24 protein-coding genes are annotated in these 25976 nt (G+C 58.5%); 6 read left to right on the forward strand and 18 right to left on the reverse strand.

Annotated features, from left to right (window positions below; genetic code table 11):
• Positions 1-62: 62 nt before the first annotated feature.
• The 10 genes from AC07WT_RS32330 to AC07WT_RS32375 all read right to left on the reverse strand — a co-directional run bounded on the left by AC07WT_RS32330 (position 63) and on the right by AC07WT_RS32375 (position 11699).
• A complete protein-coding gene (locus AC07WT_RS32330; protein WP_494950111.1) occupies positions 63-1097 on the reverse strand; it encodes a GlxA family transcriptional regulator in 1035 nt (344 codons plus the stop codon).
• 77 nt (positions 1098-1174) lie between these two features.
• Positions 1175-2176, reverse strand: a complete 1002-nt coding sequence (locus AC07WT_RS32335; protein ID WP_492589976.1) for a LysR substrate-binding domain-containing protein — start codon at positions 2174-2176, stop codon at positions 1175-1177.
• A gap of 126 nt (positions 2177-2302) precedes the next feature.
• The gene (locus AC07WT_RS32340) at positions 2303-3073 is read right to left on the reverse strand and encodes a pyrroline-5-carboxylate reductase (RefSeq protein WP_494950112.1); all 771 of its coding nucleotides are present in this window, start codon (positions 3071-3073) and stop codon (positions 2303-2305) included.
• A 94-nt stretch (positions 3074-3167) separates the two neighbouring features.
• Complete coding sequence (locus AC07WT_RS32345; RefSeq protein WP_494950113.1) at positions 3168-4661, reverse strand: aldehyde dehydrogenase; 1494 nt, start codon at positions 4659-4661, stop codon at positions 3168-3170.
• 17 nt (positions 4662-4678) lie between these two features.
• Positions 4679-6010 (reverse strand): NAD(P)/FAD-dependent oxidoreductase, encoded by a 1332-nt coding sequence (locus AC07WT_RS32350; RefSeq protein ID WP_494950114.1) that lies wholly within the window; start codon positions 6008-6010, stop codon positions 4679-4681.
• Between the two features lie 5 nt (positions 6011-6015).
• Positions 6016-6906: a dihydrodipicolinate synthase family protein gene (locus tag AC07WT_RS32355; protein WP_494950115.1), complete on the reverse strand. Its 891-nt coding sequence runs from the start codon at positions 6904-6906 to the stop codon at positions 6016-6018.
• A gap of 157 nt (positions 6907-7063) precedes the next feature.
• Positions 7064-8359, reverse strand: coding sequence for a serine hydroxymethyltransferase (locus tag AC07WT_RS32360; RefSeq protein WP_494950116.1), 1296 nt, complete (start codon positions 8357-8359; stop codon positions 7064-7066).
• Positions 8360-8531: 172 nt separating this feature from the next.
• Positions 8532-9413 carry a glycine betaine ABC transporter substrate-binding protein gene (locus tag AC07WT_RS32365; protein ID WP_494950117.1) on the reverse strand — a complete coding sequence of 294 codons (882 nt, stop codon included), beginning with the start codon at positions 9411-9413 and terminating at the stop codon, positions 8532-8534.
• Positions 9414-9525: 112 nt separating this feature from the next.
• On the reverse strand, positions 9526-10413 hold the full coding sequence (locus tag AC07WT_RS32370) for an ABC transporter permease (protein ID WP_494950118.1): 888 nt from the start codon (positions 10411-10413) through the stop codon (positions 9526-9528).
• Positions 10410-11699 carry a quaternary amine ABC transporter ATP-binding protein gene (locus AC07WT_RS32375; RefSeq protein WP_494951093.1) on the reverse strand — a complete coding sequence of 430 codons (1290 nt, stop codon included), beginning with the start codon at positions 11697-11699 and terminating at the stop codon, positions 10410-10412. Before AC07WT_RS32375 ends, AC07WT_RS32370 begins: the two co-directional genes overlap by 4 nt.
• A gap of 602 nt (positions 11700-12301) precedes the next feature.
• Between AC07WT_RS32375 and AC07WT_RS32380 the strand changes: the two genes are divergently transcribed.
• The 4 genes from AC07WT_RS32380 to AC07WT_RS32395 all read left to right on the forward strand — a co-directional run bounded on the left by AC07WT_RS32380 (position 12302) and on the right by AC07WT_RS32395 (position 16344).
• Positions 12302-13243, forward strand: coding sequence for a LysR substrate-binding domain-containing protein (locus AC07WT_RS32380; RefSeq protein WP_494950119.1), 942 nt, complete (start codon positions 12302-12304; stop codon positions 13241-13243).
• A gap of 167 nt (positions 13244-13410) precedes the next feature.
• Entirely contained in the window at positions 13411-14667 is a 1257-nt protein-coding gene (locus AC07WT_RS32385; protein ID WP_494950120.1) for an aromatic ring-hydroxylating oxygenase subunit alpha, read from the forward strand.
• A gap of 13 nt (positions 14668-14680) precedes the next feature.
• Positions 14681-15838: an FAD-binding oxidoreductase gene (locus tag AC07WT_RS32390; RefSeq protein ID WP_494951094.1), complete on the forward strand. Its 1158-nt coding sequence runs from the start codon at positions 14681-14683 to the stop codon at positions 15836-15838.
• Between the two features lie 110 nt (positions 15839-15948).
• Entirely contained in the window at positions 15949-16344 is a 396-nt protein-coding gene (locus AC07WT_RS32395) for a cupin domain-containing protein (RefSeq protein WP_494950121.1), read from the forward strand.
• Positions 16345-16422: 78 nt separating this feature from the next.
• On the opposite strand, the gene AC07WT_RS32400 is transcribed toward AC07WT_RS32395, so the two are convergent.
• The 5 genes from AC07WT_RS32400 to AC07WT_RS32420 all read right to left on the reverse strand — a co-directional run bounded on the left by AC07WT_RS32400 (position 16423) and on the right by AC07WT_RS32420 (position 21011).
• Positions 16423-17004 carry an FCD domain-containing protein gene (locus AC07WT_RS32400; RefSeq protein ID WP_494951095.1) on the reverse strand — a complete coding sequence of 194 codons (582 nt, stop codon included), beginning with the start codon at positions 17002-17004 and terminating at the stop codon, positions 16423-16425.
• Between the two features lie 88 nt (positions 17005-17092).
• Positions 17093-18313 (reverse strand): diguanylate cyclase domain-containing protein, encoded by a 1221-nt coding sequence (locus AC07WT_RS32405; RefSeq protein ID WP_494950122.1) that lies wholly within the window; start codon positions 18311-18313, stop codon positions 17093-17095.
• Positions 18314-18387: 74 nt separating this feature from the next.
• Positions 18388-18936, reverse strand: a complete 549-nt coding sequence (locus AC07WT_RS32410; protein WP_494950123.1) for a hypothetical protein — start codon at positions 18934-18936, stop codon at positions 18388-18390.
• Between the two features lie 196 nt (positions 18937-19132).
• Complete coding sequence (locus AC07WT_RS32415) at positions 19133-20029, reverse strand: glutamate/aspartate ABC transporter substrate-binding protein (RefSeq protein ID WP_494950124.1); 897 nt, start codon at positions 20027-20029, stop codon at positions 19133-19135.
• Positions 20030-20609: 580 nt separating this feature from the next.
• Entirely contained in the window at positions 20610-21011 is a 402-nt protein-coding gene (locus tag AC07WT_RS32420) for a hypothetical protein (RefSeq protein ID WP_494950125.1), read from the reverse strand.
• A gap of 481 nt (positions 21012-21492) precedes the next feature.
• Between AC07WT_RS32420 and AC07WT_RS32425 the strand changes: the two genes are divergently transcribed.
• A complete protein-coding gene (locus tag AC07WT_RS32425; protein WP_492589942.1) occupies positions 21493-21834 on the forward strand; it encodes an H-NS histone family protein in 342 nt (113 codons plus the stop codon).
• Positions 21835-22012: 178 nt separating this feature from the next.
• Here AC07WT_RS32425 and dmeF read toward each other — a convergent pair whose 3' ends face one another.
• The 3 genes from dmeF to AC07WT_RS32440 all read right to left on the reverse strand — a co-directional run bounded on the left by dmeF (position 22013) and on the right by AC07WT_RS32440 (position 24567).
• On the reverse strand, positions 22013-23311 hold the full coding sequence (dmeF, locus tag AC07WT_RS32430; protein WP_494950126.1) for a CDF family Co(II)/Ni(II) efflux transporter DmeF: 1299 nt from the start codon (positions 23309-23311) through the stop codon (positions 22013-22015).
• A 12-nt stretch (positions 23312-23323) separates the two neighbouring features.
• On the reverse strand, positions 23324-23599 hold the full coding sequence (locus tag AC07WT_RS32435; protein WP_492589939.1) for a metal/formaldehyde-sensitive transcriptional repressor: 276 nt from the start codon (positions 23597-23599) through the stop codon (positions 23324-23326).
• A 290-nt stretch (positions 23600-23889) separates the two neighbouring features.
• On the reverse strand, positions 23890-24567 hold the full coding sequence (locus AC07WT_RS32440; RefSeq protein ID WP_494950127.1) for a J domain-containing protein: 678 nt from the start codon (positions 24565-24567) through the stop codon (positions 23890-23892).
• A 484-nt stretch (positions 24568-25051) separates the two neighbouring features.
• Between AC07WT_RS32440 and AC07WT_RS32445 the strand changes: the two genes are divergently transcribed.
• Positions 25052-25711 carry an NADPH-dependent FMN reductase gene (locus AC07WT_RS32445; protein ID WP_494950128.1) on the forward strand — a complete coding sequence of 220 codons (660 nt, stop codon included), beginning with the start codon at positions 25052-25054 and terminating at the stop codon, positions 25709-25711.
• Positions 25712-25976: the final 265 nt, after the last annotated feature.

A 25976-nucleotide genomic window follows, 5' to 3' on the forward strand; every position in this document is an offset into this window, starting at 1 on the left:
AATCTCCACATTGCCGGCGGATTTCGGGTCGGTGTACCCGTCACCATTGCCACGACGACACCCTATTCTTCCGGCATCGCATGCAGGCCCCGCAACCTGTAGGCGTTGGGAGACTCTCCAAAAGTTTTCCTGAATTCGCGCCCGAGATGCGATGCATCTGAGAATCCGCAAGAGGATGCGATGTCGGCCACCGTTCTATCCGAGCTAGTCAGAAGCCACGCTGCCGTTCGAATACGGAGTTGTCTTCCATATGACAGCGGCGCTTTGCCCACCTCACTGCTGAACAATCGCTCAAGTTGGCGAACTGACATCTCGAGTCGACGCGCAAGTTCGTTGAGGCTGAGAGGCTGCCCGATGTGCTGCTCCATCAAAAGGATGGCGCGCTTTACCTTGGGATGGGTCGCCGGTTCAAGACCGGGGGGATACGGTTGTGGTGCATTACCCTTTTCCGCGTCCTCCACAAGCAGGATACGAAGCGCCTTTTTTACGATGGTGGCTTCCACATGCCGCAGCAGGATTGCAGCCGCGACATCAATGGACGCCCGGCCTCCCGAGCAGGTGATACGCCGTCTGTCGATTACGAACAACCTGTCCGCGACAAGATTGCGCTCATCGGTCTTGGGGAAGCGCTCGATAAAGTCCCAGTAGTGAAACCAGCTTACGCAGACACGATAGCCGTCCATCACGCCGGCCCGCATCAACGCGAATGCGCCCGTGCATATGCCGACCAACGTCGCAGATGTACTTGCAGTCTCGCGGATAAAGCGAAGCGTGGCCTCGCTTGCCGACGGGCCAGAATGCAATAATCCGCCGACCACGACCAGATAGTCCAACTTTCCGGCCTCTTCGATTGTAATCCACGGCGCGACCTGGATTCCACAGCTTGCCCGGACTGGAGTGAGCGATTCGCCGATGATGCTCCAGGCACAGCGGACGGGCTTGCTGAAGTCTCCTTCGTCGCTGGCCAGGCGTAGTAAGTCGACGAATCCGGAGAACGCCGTTAGCGTGAAATTCGGAAGCAGTACGATTCCGAAGCGGACTGGCGGCACTCGCCCGTCCGGGGAATCAGTTCGTGGCGTCGCCGTGATGCTTTGCATTTCAGATTCAGGTTGTGGCGGTCACTCGTCCGTAGTACGCGTCGGAACCATGAACCGCCATTCAACGCGCGACGAACCTACTCCGTCGTACCGGAAGGGACATTGGGCCACTCTCTCATCATCTCGTCGACCTCGGCGCCTATCCACTCGCGGAACTTCGTATATTCCGGACGGTTCCTCGCGTTCTTATGCGTAATGACGTAGTGATGTCTGTCATGGAAGACGAGGGCGTCCTGCACAGGGCGAACAAGGGTTCCCTCGTCAATTTGACGATGAACCAGGTGATGCCAGCCGAGAAGCGTCCCTTCGCCAGCTTGCGCCAACGAAACAAGGAGCCGGTAGTCGTTGCTTTCGAAATGCTCGCCCAGCGCCAACTTTTCAGAGCCATCGCCCTGCTGAAACCAGTTTCGCCACACACGCCAGTCAACATGCTCACAAACCTGCGCACGACCCAGTAAAGACAGGTGGAGCGTAGGCTGCTTGAGAAGGTCAAGCGGCTTCAATGCCTTGCTCTGAAAGTGACTGTCGAAGAACTCCCGACTACAGACTGGATACACGACATCGTGAAAAAGCGGTTCTACTTCGTACTCCGGCTCGCGCGGTGGATTCTTTGTGATGATGACGTCCGGTTGCATGAGCTCGTCCAATTCCATGAAGTGCTCAGTAACCGTAACGTTGAGTTTAATTTCCGGGAATTTTCTCCGGAAACGCGGCAACCTTGAAGACAACCAGAGCGCTGAGAACGTATGAGAAATACAGATGTTCAACACATGCTTATCCGAGCGCCGCACCACTTCAGCGGCCTCTGCGATATTCATAATCGACAGATATGATGCGTTGTACAGAATACGGCCTGCATCGGTCAGTGCAATGTGTCGCCCCGTCCGCTCGAACAGCGCGACATCCAGTGCGTCCTCAAGCTCCTTGATTTGCCTGCTGATCGCCGCCTGTGTCACGCATAGAACATCCGCCGCCTGCGTAAAACTCTCGTAGCGCGCAGCCGTCACAAAGCACCTCAATGCCCGTAGCGAGGGCATTTGAGCCAGTAATCTGTCAGCAAACAGTTGCTTCTTCTGCATGGTCCTCACCTTAAAGGCGGGCAAACTGGGAGAGACCGCGAACCCACGGCGGGCAGTTATCCAGACTTTACCCCACGGCGGGCGACCCCAATCCCACGTCCTGGTCCGCCACGAATCGCTGCGACGCTACTTCCGTCCTTCGATGCGACTCAAGACATGGTCCAGCGCATCGCAAAAGTGGGAATATGAGCCTCGGCGCGAGAGCTCCTCGTGAAGCTGCTCGTTGATTCCGCCAGGCGTCATGGATTGCTGCACCAACGCCGAGAACGGTTGCTCACCTTCGGCCGCCTCGTTAGCCAGCCCCACACAATAGGATGATAGATACGCTCGCACAGAGCTGTAATCGACGCCTTGCTTGACCAACCATGCTGCCTGAGTTTCCAGTACGGCATAGAAGCTCGCCATAGTCGCTGTAACGGCAGACAAGGCATTGAATTTCCCTTCGTCGTCCACTTCAACTGCGGCGCCCACAAATGAGAAAAGCCGGCTCGCCACTTCATCCGGGGGACAGATTGCTGTGCTTCCTTTGGCGGCAGCAACAGCCGGTAACGGTATCGCGCGGACGACCGAGTCCATTTTTCGCGCCATCCGTTGCACGTCTGTAATCGAGACTCCAGCGATGAAACTGATGACGCGGTGGCGTGCCGTGAAGTCGAGAGGACCAAGCACATCCGACGCGACTTGCGGCACGACTGCGAGACACACTACGTCACAGGTATCAAGCACTTCCTGATTTGTCTCGCAAACAAAAATACGCGAGTCAAGTGCGGCAAGCATGGCTGCAGCTTCCGCATTTCGCGGCGATAGAGCGATACTTTCGAAAGGCGCGCGGACTCGAAGCAACCCCGTCACGATTGCCCGAGTAATCGTACCTGTACCAATGAATCCAAGTCGCATAGTATCTGTCTTTGCTAGAAAGCGGTCCTGGTCTGGCCGCATAGGGATGTTCGTGCGACTCGCCCTGTGCGGGGCGGAAGCCCGCGTTCCAATATCACTCGAGCTTTAACCAGGTGGTTTTCAGCTCGCAATACTGGTCGTGCGCATAGACCGACTTATCTCGCCCGCCAAACCCCGACTGTTTAAAGCCGCCAAATGGCGTCGACAAATCGCCTTCGCCAAAACAATTGACCGTTACCGTCCCCGCGCGGATTCTGGCCGCAACCTTGTGCGCGTTGTTGACATTGTCTGTCCACAGCGAGGCAGCCAGTCCGTAGCACGTATCGTTCGCTATCCGGACGGCTTCGTCTACATCGTTGTACTCGATGACACACAGCACTGGGCCGAATACTTCCTCACGGGCAATGCTCATTTCTGGCGTCACGTTGTCAAAGATTGTCGGTTCGACGTACCAGCCACCGGTCTCCACAAAAACAGCATTTCCGCCGCACACGAGTCGCGCGCCCTCCGCGCTGGCCTTTTCGATGTGGCCAAGGACCTTCTCATAATGCTTTTGCTCAATCAGTGCGCCGAGCTTCACGCATGGGTCCAGCGTGTTCCCGGTCTTCCATGTCTCAAGAACACTCCTGATTTTCTCCAGCAGAGCGTCCTTCTTGCTGGTATGGACCAGTAGACGCGAACCCGCGCTGCAGTTCTCACCCATGTTCCAGAAAGCAGCGGCAACCGCTTGCTCCGCGACAGCGTCCAGATTGACGACGTCGGGAAGTACCACCTGCGGGTTCTTTCCACCGCATTCGAGAATGACCCGTTTGAGATTCGTATCTGCGGAGTACCGGAGGAAGAGCTTGCCAGTTTCGGTGGAACCCGTGAACGCGATGAGGTCTACGTCGGGGTGGCGACCAAGCGCCTGTCCGGCGGTCTCCCCGAAACCCGTTACGACACTGAACACCCCGGCGGGAACACCAGCTGCCAGCGCGAGGTCTGCGATGCGCAGTGTTGCGAGAGACGTTTGCTCGGCGGGTTTCACGATGACGCTGTTGCCGACCGACAGGGCTGGCCCGATTTTCCACGCGAGCATCAGTGCAGGAAAATTCCACGGAAGAACGGCGCCTACGACGCCGATCGGCTCCCGGGTAATCATGCTGACTACATTGCTGCCCGAGGGCGAGAGGGCGTCGTATCGCTTGTCAGTGACTTCTGCGTGCCAGCGGATGCATGCGGCCGATTCCGGGATATCCAGTCCCAGACACTCCGAAATCGGCTTGCCTGCTTCAAGCGCTTCGAGCGCGGCCAATTCGTCTGTGTTCTCTTCAATCAGCTGGGCAAGCTTGAGAAGCACGGACTTCCGATGCGCCGGTGGCGCCTTCGACCAGACGCCAGATTCGAAGGCATCCCTCGCAGCAATGACCGCACGGTCAACGTCCTTTTTCTCACAACGGGCGATGTCAGCGAGCACCTTGCCATTAGACGGGTTCAACGTCTGAAAGGTCTCATCGGATGCCGCCGTACAGCGCATCCCGCCGATGAAGGCGCGCCCGTCCAGCGACAGTGCGTCAGCCCTTTGTTTCCATTCCTCAAATGTCGCCATTTCCTATCCTCACTCAATTAAAGTTCGGCGCCAGCCGAGAATTCCTTGACCCATATAGCTGCAGAAACTGCTACGTCGGCAATCGGCCGCATGGGCAGCGGGCGCGGCTTCGGCTGCTGCAAGAGCTGTTGAGTCATGTCGTTCGTCATGCCCAATGCGTACTCAGCGATAACCTTTCCCGATGCAGAGCCTCGGCTGAGCCCCAGACCGTTGCAACCAATCGCCTGATACAGGCCGTCGTCCCGCTTACCGAACAGCGCTCCGCTGTTTGCTGACAGGCAAAGCGCACCGCCCCACGTGTATTCCAGCTCGACGTTCTTGAGCATAGGAAAGCGGCGGTCGAAGGAACGCTGATGCAGGCTTTTTGCTTTCCGCAAATCCGCCTGCGAAACTTCCAGCCCCGGCCTGAAGGCAAAGTGATTGCGAATGCAGATGCGGCCCGTGTCCAGACGGCGGACGGTGGTACCCATCGGGTCCGCCGGAATCAGCGCCCACGAATTCATCCCCCCAAGCGCCTTGGCCTCGACTGAAGTCATGACGCGGCTCATCGAGGCGAAGGTGTACACGGGCAGCAGACCATTTGGATTCTCACCAAAGGTGGCCGCGTAGGCATTGGTGCACAGAATCACATTGCCGGCACTTATCGTGCCTTCCCCGAAAGAGAGCACTTTCGCGGAAGGCATGTGCTCAAGCCGTCTGACAGGACTGAGTTCGAATACCTCTACATTCGACGGCATGGTTCTCGCCAATCCGCGCATCAATGCTGCTGGCTGCACAGTGCTGCACCCAGGAGTAAATATCGCGCCGTGGTAGAACGAAGTTCCGGTGACCTTCGCGACACCGGCCTCGTCGAGCCACTCGAACTTTTCGTCAATCCGCCGCAAGCCGTCTGCAAAGTGCTCAAGCGCTTCCTTACCGCGCTTTTTTACCGACGCATGGTATTTACCATCGTCGCGCCAATCGCACTCGATGTGCTGTCCTCGGACCACCGACCGTACGTAATCAATGCCGTGACGCTGCATCCGTACGTCTGCCTTGTCAGCGTCAACGCTTCTTGAGTAGCTTTCGCTGCTGATGTCGTGCGGCAAGTCAACAAAGAATCCAGAATTACGCCCCGCAGTCGAGCGACCGATACGGTCCGCCTCGACGAGCGCAACGGACGCCTCTGGAGCCAATTCAGCCAGACGCCGAGCCGCACATAGCCCGGTGATTCCCCCGCCGACCACCACAAAATCAAATCGCCTGTCGCCGCGCAATGGGTTCGCGGCTGGTGGCGGAGGCAGACTCTCCCACCAGCCGTTCACACCGTCGGCGGCGGGAAGACGAGTGAATTCGAGTTTCGAGGCCATGCAAATCAGCGTCCCTTTCGGAGCAGCGGCTGCACGAGCTTCGCGAAATCGCGACGCTCATCGTCTGTGAGCATGCCCAGCGGCGCGCGGGCGTTGCCCACGTGTGTGCCCGCCAGTTCGCAGCCGTAGCGGACATACTGGATAAACTTACCGCTTCGCTCGAGTAGCTCCAGAACAGGAAGCAGTTGCGTCATCAGCTCGCGACCGGCTGCAAAATCGCCCCGGGAGACACAGGCGTCAAGCAGTTCGACGTGCACTTCAGGAAGAAAGTTTGCCGCGCCTGCGACCCAACTCCGGGCACCCCAGACGAAAAATTCGAGCGCCTGGTCGTCCATGCCGCAGCTCAGCACAAGCTTGTCCCGGAAATGCGTGGTAAGGTGATGCAGGTGCGCGATGTCGCCGGTGCTCTCCTTCATGGCGACAAAGTTCCGGCGTTCGAGCAGTTCTTCGAGCACGCGGTCACTGATTTCAGTGCCCGTACGTGCCGGGAAGTTGTAGAGCATGATGGGCATGTCGAGACTGTCATCAATCGCGAGCATGTGCTGCAATAGTTCGTCCTGCGTAGGCTGGGCGTAGTACGGCGCCGCTACCAGCAACGCAGAAAGCCCGGCTTTCTTTGCTTCTTGTCCTAGCCGTAAGACCTCCCGAGTCGTCGTGGCGTTGATTCCCGCCGTCAGGAACGTCTTTCCGCCAGCAGCTTGCGCGACTGTATGGAACGTGCGCACGCGCTCCTCGAAACTGAGCGCGTAGTATTCGCCCGTCGTGCCACCAATTCCAAGGCCCGCGAGGCCTCGTCCCGCGAGGTCAACAGCGTGTTGCCCCAGTAGATCGTGGTCGATTTCTCCATCAGCTTTGAACGGCGTGACCAAAGGCGCGTGTACTCCCTCGAAGCTCATCAATTTCTCTCCCAATTTGAACTGTCACCGCGAGCATCTACGCCTTCGCCCATGTGGATGTGAAGGCCAACAGTGCCGTTGACTCCCGTGACGTAATGTTGAAAATCAACTCTTCGGATGCGCGACGCGGTCCATTTGCGGATGCGCGCGGCCCGACTTAAACCAAAGTTTCCGCGTGCGAGTAAATCGGGAAACGGTTGCATATGTCACGGACGCGGCTTCGCACCGAACGCTCAATGAGTTCGTCACCCTCCGGCTGTTTTTCCAGCGCTAACAGTACTTCGAGGATGAGGGCGCCAATTTCTTCAAACTGCTTGACGCCAAATCCACGCGTCGTTCCAGCCGGCGTACCGAGGCGAATGCCTGATGTCACAGTTGGATTTTCAGTATCGAACGGAATGCCGTTCTTGTTGCAGGTAATGCCCGCCCGTTCGAGAGCCTTTTCAACCTGCGTCCCGGTCAGTCCCTTCGGGCGTAAGTCGACAAGGAGAAGATGGTTATCGGTGCCCCCGGTCACGAGGCTTACACCTCCCAGCTTCAGCACTTCGCCGAGTGCCTGGGCGTTTTGCAAAACCTGGTCGATGTAGGTCGAGAACTCGGGACGCAATGCCTCCCCGAAAGCCACCGCTTTTCCGGCGATGACATGCATGAGCGGACCGCCTTGCAGACCGGGGAAGACAGCGGAGTTGATTTTCCTGGCGACATCGGCGTTATTCGTGAGAATAAAGCCGCCGCGCGGACCGCGAAGTGTCTTATGCGTAGTGGACGTCACCACGTCTGCAAAACGAACCGGGCTCTCGTGCCGGCCGGCGGCAACGATTCCGGCAATGTGCGCCATGTCGACCATCAGCAGTGCACCAACGCTGTCGGCAATTTCCCGAAACTTTGCGAAGTCGAGCGAGCGCGGATAGGCCGAATAGCCGGCGATGATGAGCTTGGGACGATGCTCCTCGGCAAGTCGCCTTACTTCCTCATAGTCGATTCGGAGAGTATCCCGGTTGACGCCGTACTGAACGGCGTTGAACCATTTACCCGACAACGCCGGGCGGGCACCATGAGTCAGATGGCCACCTGCATCCAGTGACATCCCGAGAACCGTGTCGCCTGGTTTCAGGAGCGCGAGCATGACCGCACCGTTCGCCTGAGCGCCGGAGTGCGGCTGTACGTTGGCAAATTCGCATTCGAACAATGCCTTTACTCGGTCCATGCCGAGCGCTTCGATGCGGTCGACGTGTTCGCATCCGCCGTAGTAACGCTTCGACGGGTAGCCCTCCGCGTACTTGTTCGTCAAGACTGTGCCCTGCGCTTCCATCACTGCTGCCGACACGATGTTCTCGGATGCAATCAGTTCAATCTGGGACTGCTGGCGACGCAGTTCCAGCGCGATTTCCGACGAAATAACCGGGTCGCGGTCTTGCAGGGTCTCTGAAAAGAATCGAACGTTATCGTTCACAGACGTACTCCGTGATAGTCGTAAAACAATATTTCTTGAAGCACCAAGCCGTGGGTCCTTGCTCGTGTCCCGAGCAAGGACGGCACTCGATTCGTCACGCTGCATTAAACGACACTTGATGAGCGCGTTAGGGAGAGCCGACAGCCCTCCCGTACGCGTCCAGTAGCCGGCGTTATTGCTCCAGCCACGCTTTCAATTTGTCCGGGTTCGATTCGACGAATTTCTTTGCTGCGGTGGCGTAGTCGTTCGTGCTGTTTCCCTCGAACTCAATGGCCTCCACATCAGCGAGCGTCAGCTTGAAATGCTTCATGAACACATCCGCACGCGGGAACTTGGCAGCAAACTGCTTCGAGCCGAACGCGTGAACTTGCTCTTCGCCGCCCAGCGGTCCTTTCGGGTCCTTTAGATAGCGCATCTGCCATTTCTGGAAGAGCCAATGGGGACTCCAGACGGTAGCGACAATCCACTGTTTGGATTGGTAAGCACGGGATACCGACGCAAGCATCCCTGCTTCACTCGAAGACTGCAGGTTGTAGCCCGCCAGTTTGTATTCCTTGATGGTCTTCTCAGAGGCCTGCATCAGGCCGCCACCGGGCTCAATGCCTTGAATGGTGCTGTTCAGCTTGCTCTTGACGTCTGGCTTGTTGAGGTCGGAAATCGACGAGAGCTCGGACTCGGGAACATACGCCGGAACCGCCCAACCGTTTTTTCCACCGGTGTAGATGATGCTGACGTCATCCATGTCGTTTTTGTACTTCGCGTAATACGTCGCGTGTGTGACCGGCAGCCACCCGCCGACCATCAGGTCAACGTCGCCACGAGCGACGCCCTGGTACTGGATGCCGATATCCGCTTGAACAAACTGGACGGGCTGCTGGAGTTTTGTCTCCATGACATACTTCGCCACATTCGCAACAGCCAAAACGTCAGCCCAATTTGTTATCGTGATTTTCACCGGTTCCGCCGCCACCGCTCCGCCACCGTAAAGGCCGAATGAGCAGAGTGTAGCCGCGGCAATTTTCACAACATAAGACTTGAGTATTCCGGTATTCATCTAGTACTCCTTCATTATCGAAAAAATTGCCTGTTTTGTTATTCCGTAGCTGCAGGTTTTGATACTGCGTGATTGCGCGGAGCGATTCCAGCTCCTCCGCGCGTCGAACTCACTATGACTGCGTCTGGGCTGTCTCACGCGTGGTTCGCCTGGACGTCCGCGCCTTACTCTTCGTCCTGGCCGATTTAACCCCGAAACTTTCAGTCAGGCGGTCAAGAATGATTGCGAGCAGAACGACTCCGAGACCGCCTTCGAATCCAATACCAATGTCGAGTCGTTGAATCCCGCTAAGGACGTACTCGCCTAGCCCGCCCGCCCCAATCATGGAGGCGACTACGACCATTGAAAGCGCCATCATGATGGTCTGATTGATGCCAGCCATGATGGACGGCAGTGCATTGGGGAGTTGAATCTTCCACAGGAGTTGCGAATCGGTGCTGCCAAACGACCGTCCAGCCTCCATCAATTCTTCTCGTACCTGCTTGATGCCGAGCGTGGTAAGGCGAACGACTGGCGGCATGGCAAAGACAATCGTCGCAATCACCGCCGGCACGCGGCCGAGTCCGAACAGAATGACCGCAGGAATCAGATACACGAACGCGGGCATGGTCTGCATGAAATCCAGCAGCGAGCGCACAATGACCTCCACGCGTCCGTTGCGCGCGCCCCAGATTCCAAGGGGAATGCCTATCAGCAGGCTGAAGAAGGTCGCCGCAATAACCAGGGCGAGGGTCGACATGGTTTGCGCCCAAAGTCCCATGTAGTGGATGACCTCAATCGCGATGCCGACAAAGGCTGCAAACACGACACCTTTCCGCCACAGCGCGAGTGCCATCAGCGCGACTAACATCACGACAAAAGGAATCGCACCAAGACCATCTTCAAGGAGTTTGACCACCGCGCCCAAGGCTGCGGAAAAGGTGTCAAATCCGCCTCGAAAATGAAGGAACAGGAAGTTGACCGCGTTCTCTGCGGCGCGCCCGAAAATTGACGAGTTCATGACGCCCTCCGTTGCATCACCTGTTTAAGAATCGTGCGGCACGACACAACACCGGCAAGTTTCCCCGCCGCATCTACAACCGGTACGTCGTGTTCCTGGCCAAGAGCGATGGTCGACAACTCGTGTAAATCGGCATCCGAGGACACCGCGACGATATCGCGAAGCAGAGCATCTCGAATCGGTCCGCTTCCGCATTTGTGCAACGACGCAGGCGTAACGCACCCCTGGTACCGGCCAGCTTCATCGCAGACATATCCGCATTCGACTCCGGCGTCGATAAGCTGATTCAGATACCGCTCCGATGACGCGCCGCTGTCGCATGAAATCTGGGCCCTGTCGACCTTCGAGAGGAAGCTGGATGCCTTGAGAAAGCGCGAGACGTCAACGTTACGGAAGAAGTTGCGCACGTAGTCGTCAGCAGGCGACTGGATGAGTTCAACAGGTATGCCGACCTGAACCAGCCGGCCATCCTTCATCACGCCAACGCGGCCACCAATCTTGATTGCTTCTTCGATGTCGTGCGAAATAAAGACAACGGTCCGCTGTTCTTCTTTCTGCAGGCGCAAAAGTTCGTTTTGCATCTCGAATCGGATGAGCGGGTCAAGGGCTGAGAAGGCTTCGTCCATCAGAAGCACGGACGGATTCACGGCCAGAGCACGGGCAAGGCCCACCCGCTGTTGCATGCCGCCCGACAGTTCGCCCGGATAAAGCTTCTCGTACGAGCCGAGCCCAACGCGAACGAGAGCGCTTTGCGCCACCTTGTACCGCGCCTGCTTTGTTAGTCCCGCAACTTCGAGACCGTACGCAACGTTGTCGATAACCGTTCGGTTGGGCAGGAGCGCGAATGACTGAAAGACCATAGCCATCTTCTTGCGCCGTACTTCGCGCAATTCCGGCGTAGACATGGGCGCGATGTCGCGACCTTCGAGAACGACCTTTCCGGAGGTCGGTTCAATCAGGCGATTCAACAGGCGAACAAGCGTGGATTTTCCTGAGCCGGAAAGTCCCATAATCACGAAAATCTCACCTGCCCGAACGCTGAGACTCACATTGTCGACCGCAACCATGTTTCCGGTCTGTTCGAAAATCTCATTACGCCCGAGACCCTGCTGCAGTAACTCCACTGCGCGCTCGGGTTTTGGACCAAAGATTTTCGAGAGGTTTTGAACCGTGAGAATTTCATCCGCAGGCGCGACCGAGGGCGCTGCGATTGAGGACGTGGTGCTCGACGTATCGACGCTCGGATACACCGCCTCTTCCGACGCGAAGGTAAGGTTTGGGGTCATTCTGTCATTCCAACTGGCAAGTTCAAAAAATTGAAGCCCGCGACCAATTGGCCTGTACGCGAAGCCACGCATAGGGCTCCGTCCGCGGTCAGCGATAGACCTGCTACCCAGCATGCTCATTGCGTGGGGACGTGGGCGCTGAAAGCAAACGCTGCGAGCAGCACAAATCGTACAAATCACGGCTTTTCGCGCAACACCTAAAATTTTCAGGCACTGCACGACTTCTCTCCGGTGTTTAATGCATTGATTGCAGCGTACCTCGCCAAATTGGCACATCCAGCTACATTTTCTACGCCCTTTCCCCTACCTTTGGTAATGAGTCCGGTTAGTGCAGCGTCTACAGAAAATATGGCCGGCAAGGGGCTGTTCGCGCGGAGGCAGTAGTGACGGGGGCTTGGGCCTGTTGCGAGCGCAGGAGAACTCCGCTGGCACCCTGCTGACTGGTGGCAATCGAGTTTCGACTCATAGGGAATGTCCTAAGTCTGACGCCGCACGCTCCCGAATCCCTTCGCTCGGGCGGAGCTTCTCGAATATCATCGGGCTGGCGAGATAAGACGTGATTCGCTCGTCCACCACATGCCTTTCCCTACAAGCAAAATCACATGAAAGCGGCAAATGACGGAGCAAAAGGATACCGACGGCTAATCCCGTCGCTGACTGCCCTGGTTGAGTTCGAAGCAGTCGCGCGGTTGAGCAGTTTCACACTGGCAGCAAATGAACTAGGAGTGACACAAGCCGCCGTCAGCAGGCAGGTGAGGTTTCTTGAAGAGTCGCTCGGGGTGCGGCTTTTCCATCGACTGCATCGCTCAATCAAGCTCACCGGCGAGGGAGAGGCTTTGTACCTCGTCGTGGCCGAATCGATGCAACGAATTGCCGGCGCATTCGATCGTCTCTCCAGCGGCACTGAAGAACAGGAACTGGTACTGGCTACCACTGCGGCCTTCTCTCATTTCCGGGTTCTTCCCAAGCTGGCCGAACTCAAGCGGCTGCTGCCGCATCTGAAGCTTCGTCTGTCTACGCAGATGTTTACCGCCGACCTGCGTCACAACGAAGTCGACATCGCCGTTCGATATGGGAATGGTAAATGGCGCGACGGCACCTCGGCATTGCTGTTCGATGAAGAAGTTTTCGCGGTCTGCTCGCCAGCTTGGCTCGAAGCAAACCAGGCACCGGCATCGCTCTCCGACCTCGCCAAAGCCCAACTTATCGATTCCGACGCAACTTCCGAAGGGTGGATGGGATGGGAAGAATGGTTCGAGGCCGTTGGATTTCGCCCTCCCAGATTGCGCTACGCGCTCCGCTGCAGCCTTTACACCGATGCGATTCAGGCTGCCTTGCATGGGCAGGGCATTGCGCTTGGCTGGCGCAGGTTACTTGACGATCTGTTGAATGAAGGCGAACTCGTGCGCCTGACAGACATATCCTTTAGGGTCAGCGAATCGTACTTCGTCGTTATCCCTCACGGTCGCACCATTACCCCGACGACGAACAGCCTGATTGAGTGGCTACGCGGGGATACGGGAAATAGCGAACGTGACGTTTAAGCCAACGCGCTGCCTAAGAGACGCGGCTGACGACAGCTCTCGCATAACGTGTAGTAATGCGAGAGGAAGAATAAAGCGCATTGACTCTCCATTTCGTCCCTTCAATACTGGATTCATAACGTAGATGCCGTGGCATCACGACAGTCCAACCATGCAAGGGACAATCGATGTCAGTAGCGAAGTTTAAGACCCACAGTGAACTGATTCGCAGTCGCCGACCAGGCCACGGCATGCCCGGCGAGCTTTTCGGACGCCAGGACGTGTTCGAGACGGACGTCGATGTCTTCTTCCACAAGCATTGGATTCTCGTCGGCGTCACTGCAGACGTTCCGGAACCTGGTGACGTATCCACCGTCGATATCGGAAAGGCATCGATTCTCATCGTGCGCGACGACGACGAGAACATCCGGACTTATCGAAATGTTTGTCGACATCGGGGAGCGCGACTCAAGGACGCTGGGAAATCCACTGTCGGCATGCTTGTGTGCCCCTACCACCAGTGGACGTACGACCTCGACGGTGGTCTGAAGCACACCACCCATATGGGCGTCGACTTCGACCGCTCGTGCCGCAGCCTCATCCCGGTAAAGACACACATCGTGGGTACCCATATTTTTGTATGTCTGTCGGGTGACGCTCCAGACGACATCGCTGCTCTTGAAGAAACGATGGCGCCCCGGTTCGCTCCGTATGAGCTGACCCACACCAAAATCGCGCACGAGACTGAAATCATCGAGAACGGAAACTGGAAACTCGTGATGGAAAATAACCGCGAGTGTTATCACTGCAGCGCAACTCATCCGGAGCTGACAGCTTCTTTCCTTCCTGAAGATTTCGGGTTCTGCCCGCAAGGGTTGAGCGAAGAATCGCAGCGCGCGCTGGACGCCTACCACGCGCGCAATGCCGCGAGTATCTCAGGCTGGGAACAGGACGGACTGATTTGCAGCACGGTCGAACAGCTGGAACCGGAAGTCGCCACTGGCTTCCGGACGCAGCGTCTGGTTATCGCGGGACATGGTGAGTCGCAAACCATGGACACCAAGGTGGCAAGCACGAAGCTGTTCGGTGACATTGAGCGTCGTGACCTCGGCGACGTACATATGTGGACTCACAACTCGTGGACGCATGTGATGAGCGACCATGCGGTCATTTCGTACATCATTCCGCTTGCTCCCGACAAGACGCTCGTGCGCACAAAGTGGCTTGTCCATGAAGATGCGGTCGAGGGTGTCGATTACACAATGTCTGCACTGACAGAAGTCTGGGTTGCAACGAACACGCAAGACGCAAACCTGGTCTCTATCAATCACCGCGGAACTCAAGACCCCGCTTATGAGCCGGGACCGTTCTCTCCGTTTACCGAGGCGTACCTGGAACTGTTTTCGCAATGGTACGCAGCCACGCTGAAAGCGCACGGCGTTTGATTATTTGACTGCCATGATTCTCACAGACACCTTTGTCGGCGTTGCCTCGCCGGAAACTGCAGCGGACCGGTTGACCAACGCCGCCACTTGGGAGCGCGCCGACGCTCAGTGGACTAGCTCCGAGAAAAAAGAACTCATATGTTGTCGTGTCATTGACGAAACACTCGACGTCAAAAGCTTCATTTTTAGCGCGGAGGATAGTCTTCCGTTCAGCTTCGAGCCAGGGCAATTTATTACGGTGTCGGTCGAAGTCAATGGGCAGACGCTCGCGCGTTGCTACACGATATCCTCGCCGCCGACCCGGCCTTACACGTTGTCTATCACGGTCAAGCGCGTGCCCGGAGGCATCGTATCCAACTGGCTGCACGACAACTTGCAGCCGCGAGCCACTTTGCAGGCTTACGGTCCTTCTGGCGTATTTACGCCTTCGTCGCACCCAGCAAAGAAGTCACTCTACCTGTCCGCTGGGTCTGGCATAACGCCTCTCATGTCGATGACGCGCGCTGGTCACGACCTGGGACTCGACCGCGACATCGCTTTTGTGCACAGCGCGAGGACTCCCGCAGACATCATCTTTCGGAGCGAATTGTCTCAGTTGAGCGCGTCTGCGAGCCGACTCCGGGTCGTCCACCTGTGCGAGGGAATCGGCCTTGAAGCTGACTGGCACGGATCTGTGGGCAGACTGTCGCTGGAACTCCTGGAGCGTTACGTGCCGGACTTCAGGGAACGCGAGGTGTTCACGTGCGGTCCTGCTGGCTACATGCAATCGGTCAAAGAAATCTTGCGTCAAGGCGGTCACGACCCAGTCCGCTACCATCAAGAAAGCTTCGACATCGGTGCCAATGAAGCCGCGGGTGAAGTTGCGGCCCCTGGTGCACCTTGTTGCATTGCGCCAGCCGAAGTTGGGCAGCTGTACAGTATTCGGCTTGCCCGCTCTGGAAAGACATTCATGATGGACGAGACCCAGACTGTCCTCGCAGCCGCGCGCAAAGCTGGCGTCGCAGTTCCATCTTCATGTGGCCAAGGGCTTTGCGGCACGTGCAAAACCGCCGTTCTGGAGGGGAGCGTCGATATGCAACATAACGGCGGCATACGCCAGCGTGAAATCGACAAAGGATTGCGCCTGCTTTGCTGCAGCCACCCCCAGTCCGACCTCGTGTTAGACCTTTAGCTAACGAAGGGCATATGCCGAAACACCACCGTGACTACAGTGCGTCCCACTCGACACGGACTCCAGTCAACTGGCGCCGCACCGTTAAGGCGCATCGGACCGAGGTACTCATGGATTCATCGAGAAACGCTGCAACATCTCCGGCCGGCTTCTCCGATTTCGCCAGCCGACGCCACTACAAGATTCGCGACCAGGATTGGCGTCCTTTGCAAATCGGCGAATCGGACATTCCCGGTTACTTCTGGATTCCTTTGTCGGACGACGAGGGAGGCGCGTGGTCGAGTTACTGGATGAAAATCGAGCCGGGAGCACGAGGCCCGGAGCATCACCACGATGCGACTGAGTTAATTTTTGTCGCCGAGGGTGTCTTCACCGATAGCGACGGCGTTAGCTTCCTACCCGGGGATGTGCTCACTTACCCAGCAGGCTCAAGCCACTCCAGTTCGTCCGCTAGCGGTTGCACCATCCTGGTCGTTACGCGAACGGGCTCGCGTTTGGTCGATTGATTCAGCGATGTCTGCCCAGCACTCAAACCCTCTGCGAGAGCGTCAGCCGCCAAAGAAACCAGGACGGCTCCGAGCACATTACAGAATCGCCATCGATTCTGTCAGGTTCTGTTTCATGTAGTCGAGGAACCGCTTCTGGAAAAGCATGGTGTGCTCATGAGCGGCTTTCTCGGCGGCATCAGCAACTCGCCTCGCAATCGCGTCAATCAACTCGTCGTGGTCGCGCCCAAGCTTCGCTGCAGTAGGCGAGCTGACCGTGAAGTCGAAGTGCAGGTGGAGCAGCCGTTGCCCCTCCCCGAGAAGCCGTTCGTAGTACCCGACGAAGTACGGGTTATTCGCTGCATGTGCGATCGCCAGGTGCAGCGCCTCATTCGTCTCGGACATCGCCTGGAAGTCACCGCCGGCAACGGCCTCCATGTAGACCTCGTCCGCTTTGCGGATGCGGGCCAGATCTGACGCGTTATGCTGCGTGGCAGCCAGCCGGCTGACGGCGCGCTGGATGAGGTCCAACGCCGCAATGTATTTTGGAAACTCCTCGATTTCGAACGGCGTGACCAGCGTCGTCCGGTTGGGCAGAATCGTGAGGGTGGAGCGTGAAACAAGGCGACTGCCTACTTCGACGCGGGCAAGGGGCAACCACGGGTTGAGGCGCGCTTCCATTGGCTTGCGTCGCCCAGCGAGTGTCCGCATGACGCCCTCGGCTTCGATTTCGATGGCGCCGCTCCGGCGCAACAGCGCTGACCCGCGCTTACCTCGTCAGCTTCACGACGTTGGACACGCCGCGGCCAGCAGACGTGCCGAAGCGGTATGTCGACCGGCCCGCCTGCTTGGCGGCGTACATGGCCGCATCGGCGACGTCGAGCAATTGCTCGACGGAGTCGGCCCGGTCGGGACAGGTGGCAATGCCAATGCTGACGCTGATCTGGAAACGTCCGGCATATTCCTTGTCGCCGACCTCGCGAACGCGCGCAATCAGGCGGCCCGCCAGCTCACGCAATTGTTCGTCGTCGTCGCAATCGGCCGCGAGCAGTACGAATTCATCGCCGCCGACACGCGCCAGCATGTCCTGCTCCCGCGTCGCCGCGCGTAGCGCTTCAGCGAGCCGGCGCAACAAGGCGTCGCCGGCGCTATGGCCGAGCGCGTCGTTGACGCTCTTGAAGCCATCTATATCGAGGTACAGCAGGCCGGTGCGCTGGAAGTCGTCCGCCGGGGAAGGCACCAGCGCGTCGATTGCCGCCAGCAACCGGCGACGGTTCGGCAAGCCGGTCAGCGAATCCTGCGCGGCCTCCAGATCGAGCGCCGCGGAATACGCCTGAACTTTCGCAAACGCGCGCCGCTGAATGAAGAGTGTGTAGACCAGCAGACAGCACACGAAAACGGCGACTGCCGCCAGCGCGGCCGTGCCATACACCAGCCGCACGTGCGCATCGCGCGTGGCGACCCGGCGCTTTTCCCGCCAGTCATTCAACAACTGGCCGAGGTCGCTGTGAAGGCTGTCCATGTACCGCTTGCCTTCGTTGGTCTGCACGAGCGCAATGGCCGCGGCATGGTTACCCGAGCGCGCGAGCTCGATGCTGCGCGCCAGTTCCGTCACTTTGTCCGTCTTCGAATGTTCGATTTGCCGGACCAGTTCGACTGATTTCTCGTCGTTGGTCACTACCCGCTGCAGGTGCAGGACGGTATCGTCCAGATCGTGCACTCCCTGACGATAAGGCAACAAATAGCTTTCGTCGCCAGTCAACAGGTACCCGCGCTGTCCGGTTTCCGCATTTTCGAGGTTGTGCAAAACCCGGTTCGCCGCGCCGAGCACGGCGAACGCTTCTTCGTCGCGCAAGCCGTCGTCCACGATGACGCGGGCTTCGTAGAGAAACATCCCCGCAGCGACCAGCAAGCCGACGACTATCGCAACGTAAAGTGTGACAAAGCGATTACGGTCGGCATTCGCTGAGCGGGATAGACGCGAAAGCAAGGGTTCTCCGTAAGGGCTATCAGTCGAAAATGCTGTCAATGATAACCGCTGACGAATAACCGCTCACGAAGTCCCTACACACCTGGCTTCCACGGCCAGGAGGGATAAATACGCTCGCTGCTTTCAACACTCTCCCGCAGATCCTCAGTTTGCCCGCCATTGCGTTCGACGTCGCCAGCGGCCGCAATCTCGTTCAGCTGCTCGCCTTCGGCCGCGCCTTCAGCCGAATCCACATGGACGTCCTCGCCGGCCTTCAACGGCAGCAGGCCCTCGCCGAACCACGGAACCTCACCTCTCAACGCGGCGACATACGCCCGCCATCCTTGCGTGTTGCCGGCAAACAGGTTCCGCTGGACCGTGGATGCAAGACGCTCGCGATTCAACTCGGGCTCGAGTAACTCCCCCGGCCATGCAAAGAAGGCGCTCGTCGCGCGCTGTACAAACTGCTTCGATGTCATCCGCGGCGATACCTGAGTGAGTAGCGCCAAGCTGGCGAACGAAGCGTTTGCTGCCGCCAGTTCGTGCACGGTCTTCTCGCCGTCACATTTCAGGAGCCAGTTCACGGCCTCCAATACCTCTCCGAGGTGCAACAACAGGGCGCGGCGTTCGAATGCGTCTTTCATCTGCGTATTTCTTTACGTAAGTTCGACGCCCAATTCTAGCTTGCCGGCCGCGCGGCGCAATCAAAAGAGCGGCGTGCGCGCCCTCGCGGGCGGATAGCGCGCGTTCCGTTTCTGTGGCGGCGATGCCCAGGATCATGAGGTGCAAGAGCCTGTGTAAGAAGCAGGTGTAAGCGGCTGGTGTAAGCGGCGCCAAAACTCAGTCGAAAGCCTTGTCGTTCGGTGTCGCATAGAGCTTCTGCATCGCGTCGCTCATCGGGAAATCGAAGTTGATGTTTTTCGGAGGCACCGGCTTCATGAACCACTTGTCGTACATGGTTTTGATTTCACCGCTCTTCATCACCTGGCTCATCGTGTCGTCAACCAGCTTCTTGAATTCGGGGTCATTCCTGCGAAGCATGTAACCGTACGCCTCCGACGACTGAGGCGCCCCCACGATCACCCAATCGGCTGGCTGTGAGGTCAGCGAACGCGCGCCGGCAAGCAGAACGTCATCCATCATGTAAGCGACGGCCCGTCCTGTTTCGAGCGTGGCTCTTCCTTCGCCGTAGTCTTTCGCGCTGATGATCTGCATGTTCATCTTCTTCTCCTCGTTCATTTTCCTGAGGATACGCTCTGACGTCGTGCCCTGATTGGTCACCACGGTTTTTCCGGCGAGGTCGGGGAAATCCTTGATGCCGGAGTCTTTGCGTGTGAGCAGACGTGTTGTGGCAACAAAGAACGTATCGGAAAACGCGACCTGATTTTGCCGCGAGGTCAGATTAGTCGTGACGCCGCACTCGAGGTCGACCGTCCCATTCTGAACCAGCGGAATGCGGTTCTGCGACGTGACAGGTATGAAGCGGACGCGGAGGTCGGGATGCCCTGTCTTTGTCTTGACCGCCTCGATGATCCTGTTGCACAGGTCCTGGGAGAACCCTACGACCTGATTATTGGAATCGACATAAGAGAACGGCACAGATGTCTCCCGATGACCGATTGCGATCAGGTTCGAACTCTGAACCTTCGTCAAGGTCGGTTGGGCATCTTGCGCTGAAACGGTCTGCGAGAAGAAAATCGCAACCGTTGCGAGAGCCAATAGCGACGCGTATTTCATGACAATCCCCTATCCGTTTCGAAAAGCTATAGGTCGCACCGATGCGCAACCCGATACATATGTTGCCATGACAAAAATTCTCGCAACATATGTTAACTACCGATACGGGATTGAGCGGCTGCGCGCCGACGCGCACCGCTTGTCAGCCCCCGCCGGCTCGCGCCGCCCGTACCCGCGGACTAGCGAACTCTCGGGGTAAAGCGGCCTGGAACGGGGCGCGGACCGGGAGACGATTTTGATGAAACGGATTAACGCAGGTATCGCAGATATCGCGCGGCCTGCCGCGCCGACGTTTGAAACCGGAAAAGGGTGACGGATGGCCGGGAGGCTTCGATCGACATAGTATTGTTTGCGAGCAACTGAACAACGGGCGGGATTGGAATGGCTTCACCGGACCCATCAAATCCGAAGCAATAGCCACAATAAAAAAGCAGGCGATAAACTGCCTGCCTGTCACTATGGGTTTAAAACTCACCCAGTGAAAACCTAAGCCGGATACACCATAACATCGTATTAAATCGCTCGCTGACGAGCCCGTAAAATTAGACTCGCGGGTATGGGTATTCGATTGCCTTAAGTGTCATTGACCAAAATAGATCCTGCATTGAGGACCGGTCGCGCACGGCCGGTCCTGCCGGCTCCCTGCCTGCGAGCGGCTGTCTGCCACGCCGCCGTAGGCGGCGTCCTGTCCAGTTTCACCGAGCGATATGTCGGTAGTGGATTGCGCTGTTTCGTTCGCGTCATGCTGCATGAGTGCACGGCCCTGCTGGCTGTCCAGCGCGGCGGCTGTCGTCGGCGCAAAAAACAGAACCAGAACCGCGCCCGCCAAAGGCACCACTAAACGTAATTTCATGTCCAGACTCCTCGAATGCGGCGCAGCAGCGTTGACGCCATCGGAAGAATTTTCATGTCCCGATATCCTATCCGCGAAAAAACGCCTTGCAGCCAAATCGAGCTGACGGACGAGCGAATGCCTTAACACGTGCTGCTGCGGCGAGTCACAGAACTAAATGAATATATAGTTGCCAGTCCTTCGACTGATGTCGACTGCGATTTCGCGATTTGCCGGAATCAGTATTCACACGGCTGGAGATGCAGATTGTTTGCCCTGCGTTTTTGTTATAGGTCGGGTGCTCAGGATTTCAACCGGCGGCGTGCGGACTCCTGCGAAAGCCGGCGCAACATGGCGTGCGACGACCGTACAGTGCGCTATGATATCGACATAACGCAGAAAATTGGCCCGCGCGAGGCACCGCCGAGTTGACGGTGCCTGCATATGAGACCGGGCGTTCGCAACCCGTGCATTATCAGCACCGTCTTTTCATTGCGGCCGTGACGCTCATCCAACCGTATGTAAAACCTGTCCCCGCAGGCCGACCCCATTACATGGGTTCGCTGTCTTCGAGGCCCCTTGCAATCTGCACTTGACAGAAAGCCGGACGATTTAGAAGGACGAATATCTTATGGACGAAAGGAAGCGAGATAGCATGATTGCGTATCTCCGCCGCCGCATGGAAGAGTTTGGTATCAAGCCGGAAGATCTGGCTTCGGCGCTGGCGTCCGAGCAATCAGGTCGAAACGCGGGACAAAATGCGGAGCGCTACCGAAGCGCCATGGGAGATACCTGGGACGGCCAGGGTGAAATGCCCCAATGGCTTAAACAGGCAATTAGCGCAGGCCAGACAATCGAACACTTCGAATTGTCGGCCGCACCGGTAGCCACACCGCCTGCAAAAAAGCGCGTGGATTGGCAAAACGACCCGTTTGCGGGAAGCCCGCTCGCGCGGCAGAGTCCGCGATCCTGATCGACCGCGGACGAAAAGTAAAAGTAAAGCCGGCCTCGGTTGCCAGGCCGCGGCGAATAATCGATTCGGCGCCGGCGCACAGGCGAATCTTTCAGTACGCGGTCACCCGCGCGTCCGGCTATGCGCCCTCCTCCTTCCATGAATCGCTTTTTCATGGAGGTGAATCAGTTGCCACGATTCAGGCTGGCGCTCGCGGCGGTTGCACTTCAACGGTGACATGCGAGAGCCCCTTGAAGCGTTCGAGCACCGCATGATAGAAGCGCGAATCCCGCTGAGACTCGCTGGTCGCAACCGACACGACGGCGCTCATGTGACCGGGCCCCACTCGCCACACATGCAGGTCGACAACCTTGTCGCCACGGTCCTCGATGGCGTGACGAACATTGTCTTCCATGCGCCTGTCGGGATTCATGTCGAGCAGAATCGCGCCGGTGTCGCGCATCAGGCTATAGGACCAGTTCGCAATCACGAGTGCGCCGATGACGCCGGCCAGCGGGTCCATCCATAGCCAGCCAAACGTCCGCGCGAGCACGAGGCCGACGATGGCCAGCACGGAGACCGCCGCGTCCGCGATAACGTGCAGGTAAGCAGAGCGAATGTTGTGGTCCCGCGTAGCCGCCTCGTGCGCCTCATGCGCGTCGTGACCGTGCTCATGTTCCTCGAACCCGAACTCGTGCTCACCGTCCGCTATCCGCACAATGGCTTTGAAAGCGTGCGGCTCAGGAATGTCTTCCTTCGACTCCAGATAGCCACCACGGTCCGCCAACGCAAATACCTGCCGCGCACCGTCCGGCCGGATAGTGGTGATAGACGTTACCGACGGGTCCAGCACTGAATTCTCCGTCGCCGGCGTGACGCGAAAAACGGGAGGCACGCCGTCCTCGAAAATGGACACGGCAAACACACCGGACGAAGCAAAAACCTTCTGCACCTCGTCATCGTGACCGTGCTCATCGTGACCGTCGCTGTGGCCGTGCCCATGACTATGGCCATGACCGTGGCCGTGGTGGTCGCCGCTCAGCAACCACACGCTCGCGAGGTTGACCAGCAGGCCCACCACAGCGATAGGAATCGCTTCGCCGAAATGAATCGGCACGGGTGACAGAAAACGCGCAACCGCCTCGTAGCCGATGAGCATGGCAATCATCGCCAGCACGATGGCACTCGTAAATCCCGCGAGATCGCCCAGCTTGCCGGTACCGAACACAAAGCGGGAATCGGCGGCATGCCTGCGCGCATACGTGTAGGCGAGCGCGGCAATCAACATTGCGCCTGCATGCGTCGACATGTGGAGACCGTCGGCCACGAGCGCAAGCGACCCGAATAGACTGCCGCCGACGATTTCAATCAGCATCATCGCGCTGCACAGCGCGATCACCGCCCACGTCTTGCGCTCGTTCTTTTCGTGACCGGCACCCAGAAAGATGTGGTCATGCCCTGCGCCAAACGCGGCGTCCTTGAAGTCGATCTCATTCATTTTCCGCTCGGCTCATTTGAAATAACTGTGAACAACTTCGATGATCTGTTCGGTCGCGCTGCCGCCTGACTCCTCGCCGGTATCCGCGTCGACCAGGTGGTTCCTGATGTGGTCCTCCAGCACAACGGCAAGCAGGCCGTTCATGGCGCCCCGGCAACTCGTAATTCGTTGCAGAACATCCGAGCAGCCGTGCTCTTCCTCGAGCGCCCGCTCGATGGCTTCGACCTGCCCCTTGATGCGGCGGACGCGGTTGAGGAGCTTCTGCTTATCCTGAATCGTGTGACCCATTCCATCCTCCGTCTATACCCGGGGGGAGTATAAACCTTTTGGAGAATCAGGATAGGGGGATGGGGTATCGGGATCCGCGTGGCGGATCCGTTTCAGGCGTTTTCTGAGGGGGGCCACCGTGGGCCGGCCCCGCAAAAGAATGCGCAGCACGTGTGCTTTGATTCTAGAAGCGGATACCCAGCGCTAAAGGCTGCTACCTCTATCAATCCGGTCTACCTCCATCGTCTGCCGGACAAATGAGCCGGACTCGTTCTCCCCGCGCGCGGACATGCGCGAGCCAAAGCCGCGGGTCAAAGCCGCAGGCCGTTCAGAAACTGATACCAGAGTCCACTTAACGCACCGAGCGGATGCGCGTCGTTTGAATTTTCTTCGCGCGTGGCGTGATTGACGGGGCTGGCGGCTTCGTCCTTTGCGGCCGCCGCCTCTGCCGGGGTGGAAGCCATCGGAGTCTCGGGAGTCTCGGAGGCCTCAAAAGTCGCAGCAGCCTCAGCAGCCGTCTCGCCCTTTTCCGCCTCGCGCCGCGATGCCTGCAATGCCGCGACGCTGTCGGCGATCTGCGCCGCCCGCCGCGCCTCGCACTGGCGCCCGAGCAGCACGCCGAACAGGACGTCGCGATTGTGGCCTTCGTCGGCGAAACGCATGGCCAGCGAGACCATTTCCGCATACGCGGCTTCGTCGGCCGCCCGCGCGGCGGCCTCGCGCTCGGCTTGCGCCTGCTGCTGACGCGCGCGCTGCGCTTCCCAGCCGCGCATCTGCTCGGCATAGACCGCGTCGTACACCTTACGCTGCGCGACGTCGGACAGGATCGCGTACGCGTCCTTGATTTCCTGGAAGGTGGCGCGCGCCACGTGTTCGGCGCCGGCATTGCGGTCGGGATGCCATTTCATCGCGGCCTTCCGGTAGGCGCGCTTGATTTCGTCGGGAGTGGCGTGCGCGTGCACGCCGAGCGTGTCATAGAGGGTTGTCATCGCTTGCTCGACCTCGGCGGGAATCGCTTCGCGGACCATCGTAGCATGCGAAAAACTGCTTTATTGTGAAGCGCGAGCGTTTGCGCACATGAAAGGCCGCACCAAAAAAAGACCCCGCCACTGGCGTAGCGAGGCCGAGTCCCATGTCAAGGAGATGTCATGGAGGAGACGATCCGATCATAGCCTCGCGTCATCGCGCCCCCAAACAATCGTTCGCCATATGCTTATCCGGCGCGGCCTGAGCTGCATTGCACGGCGCGCGGCATCTGAATCGAAACGCCCGCCGGGGCGCCTGTTGCGATGCCTGCCGCAACACCAGCCGATAGTGCGACAACCCCGCCCGGTTATATCGTTAGAACAAAAAGTCGCTTCGCGGGGCTGGCGGGCGTCATTAAGATGACACTTCAAAGTCCGGTTCGCCCCGGTTCCTCTGCGCGCAGCCCCGCGCCAGCGTACCGGCAGCCGCTACCGAAGGAGCATTTCGTTGACCAGTTTCGATCATCACCGCCGGCCTCTCGTGATCGGCATCGGCGGCACGACCCGCGCCGCGTCGTCGACCGAGCGCGCGCTCGGCTTTGCGTTGCGTGGCGCGGAAGCCGCCGGCGCGAATACCCGCCTGTTCGGCGGCACCTTCCTGCATAGCCTGCCCCACTACGCACCGGAAAACCCGCAACGCACCGACGAACAACTCGAACTGATCGAAGCCGTGCGCCACGCGGACGCCGTGATCATCGCCACGCCCGGCTATCACGGCGGAGTATCGGGTCTCGTCAAGAATGCGCTCGACACGCTCGAAGAGCTGCGCGCCGATGAACGTCCGTATCTGGACGGCCGCGCGGTCGGCTGCATCGTCACGGCTTATGGCTGGCAGGCCGCGGGCTCGGTGCTGACCTCGCTACGCTCGATCGTGCACGCGCTGCGCGGCTGGCCGACGCCGTTCGGCGCCGGCATCAACACGCTGGAAACGCGCTTCGACACCGTCGACACGTGCTCGGATGCCAAGGTGGTCGACCAGCTCTCGACGGTCGGCCAGCAAGCCGCGCAATTCGCGCTGGCGTTCAATGCGCACCGCACGCCGGCGGCTGCGCCGCTCGGCAACGCGCTCAAGGAAGCGCAACCGGCAAGGCTCCTGCAAGCGGTTTGACGCTTTTGCGCACTGCGTCGTGGACCGAAGCCGGTCCACGATGCTTGCCGCATCGCAACGCGGCCAACCGCTAACGACCGTGGGTTTTCGCGCCGGTTCTCGCGTCAGTTCTCGCGCCGGTTCTCGCGCCGGTTTTCGCGCCGGTTTTCGCGTCATTGATTTGACGCCGCATTCGCGGGCCACGCGCTCAAGCCGCCCCCCCACGGCGCGTCTCGTCCCAAAGGTTCATCAAAGCCAATCCTGCTCGCAGAGCGTCTGATCGCAC

This window comes from Paraburkholderia sp. GW821-FHT02A12 (assembly GCF_059422005.1).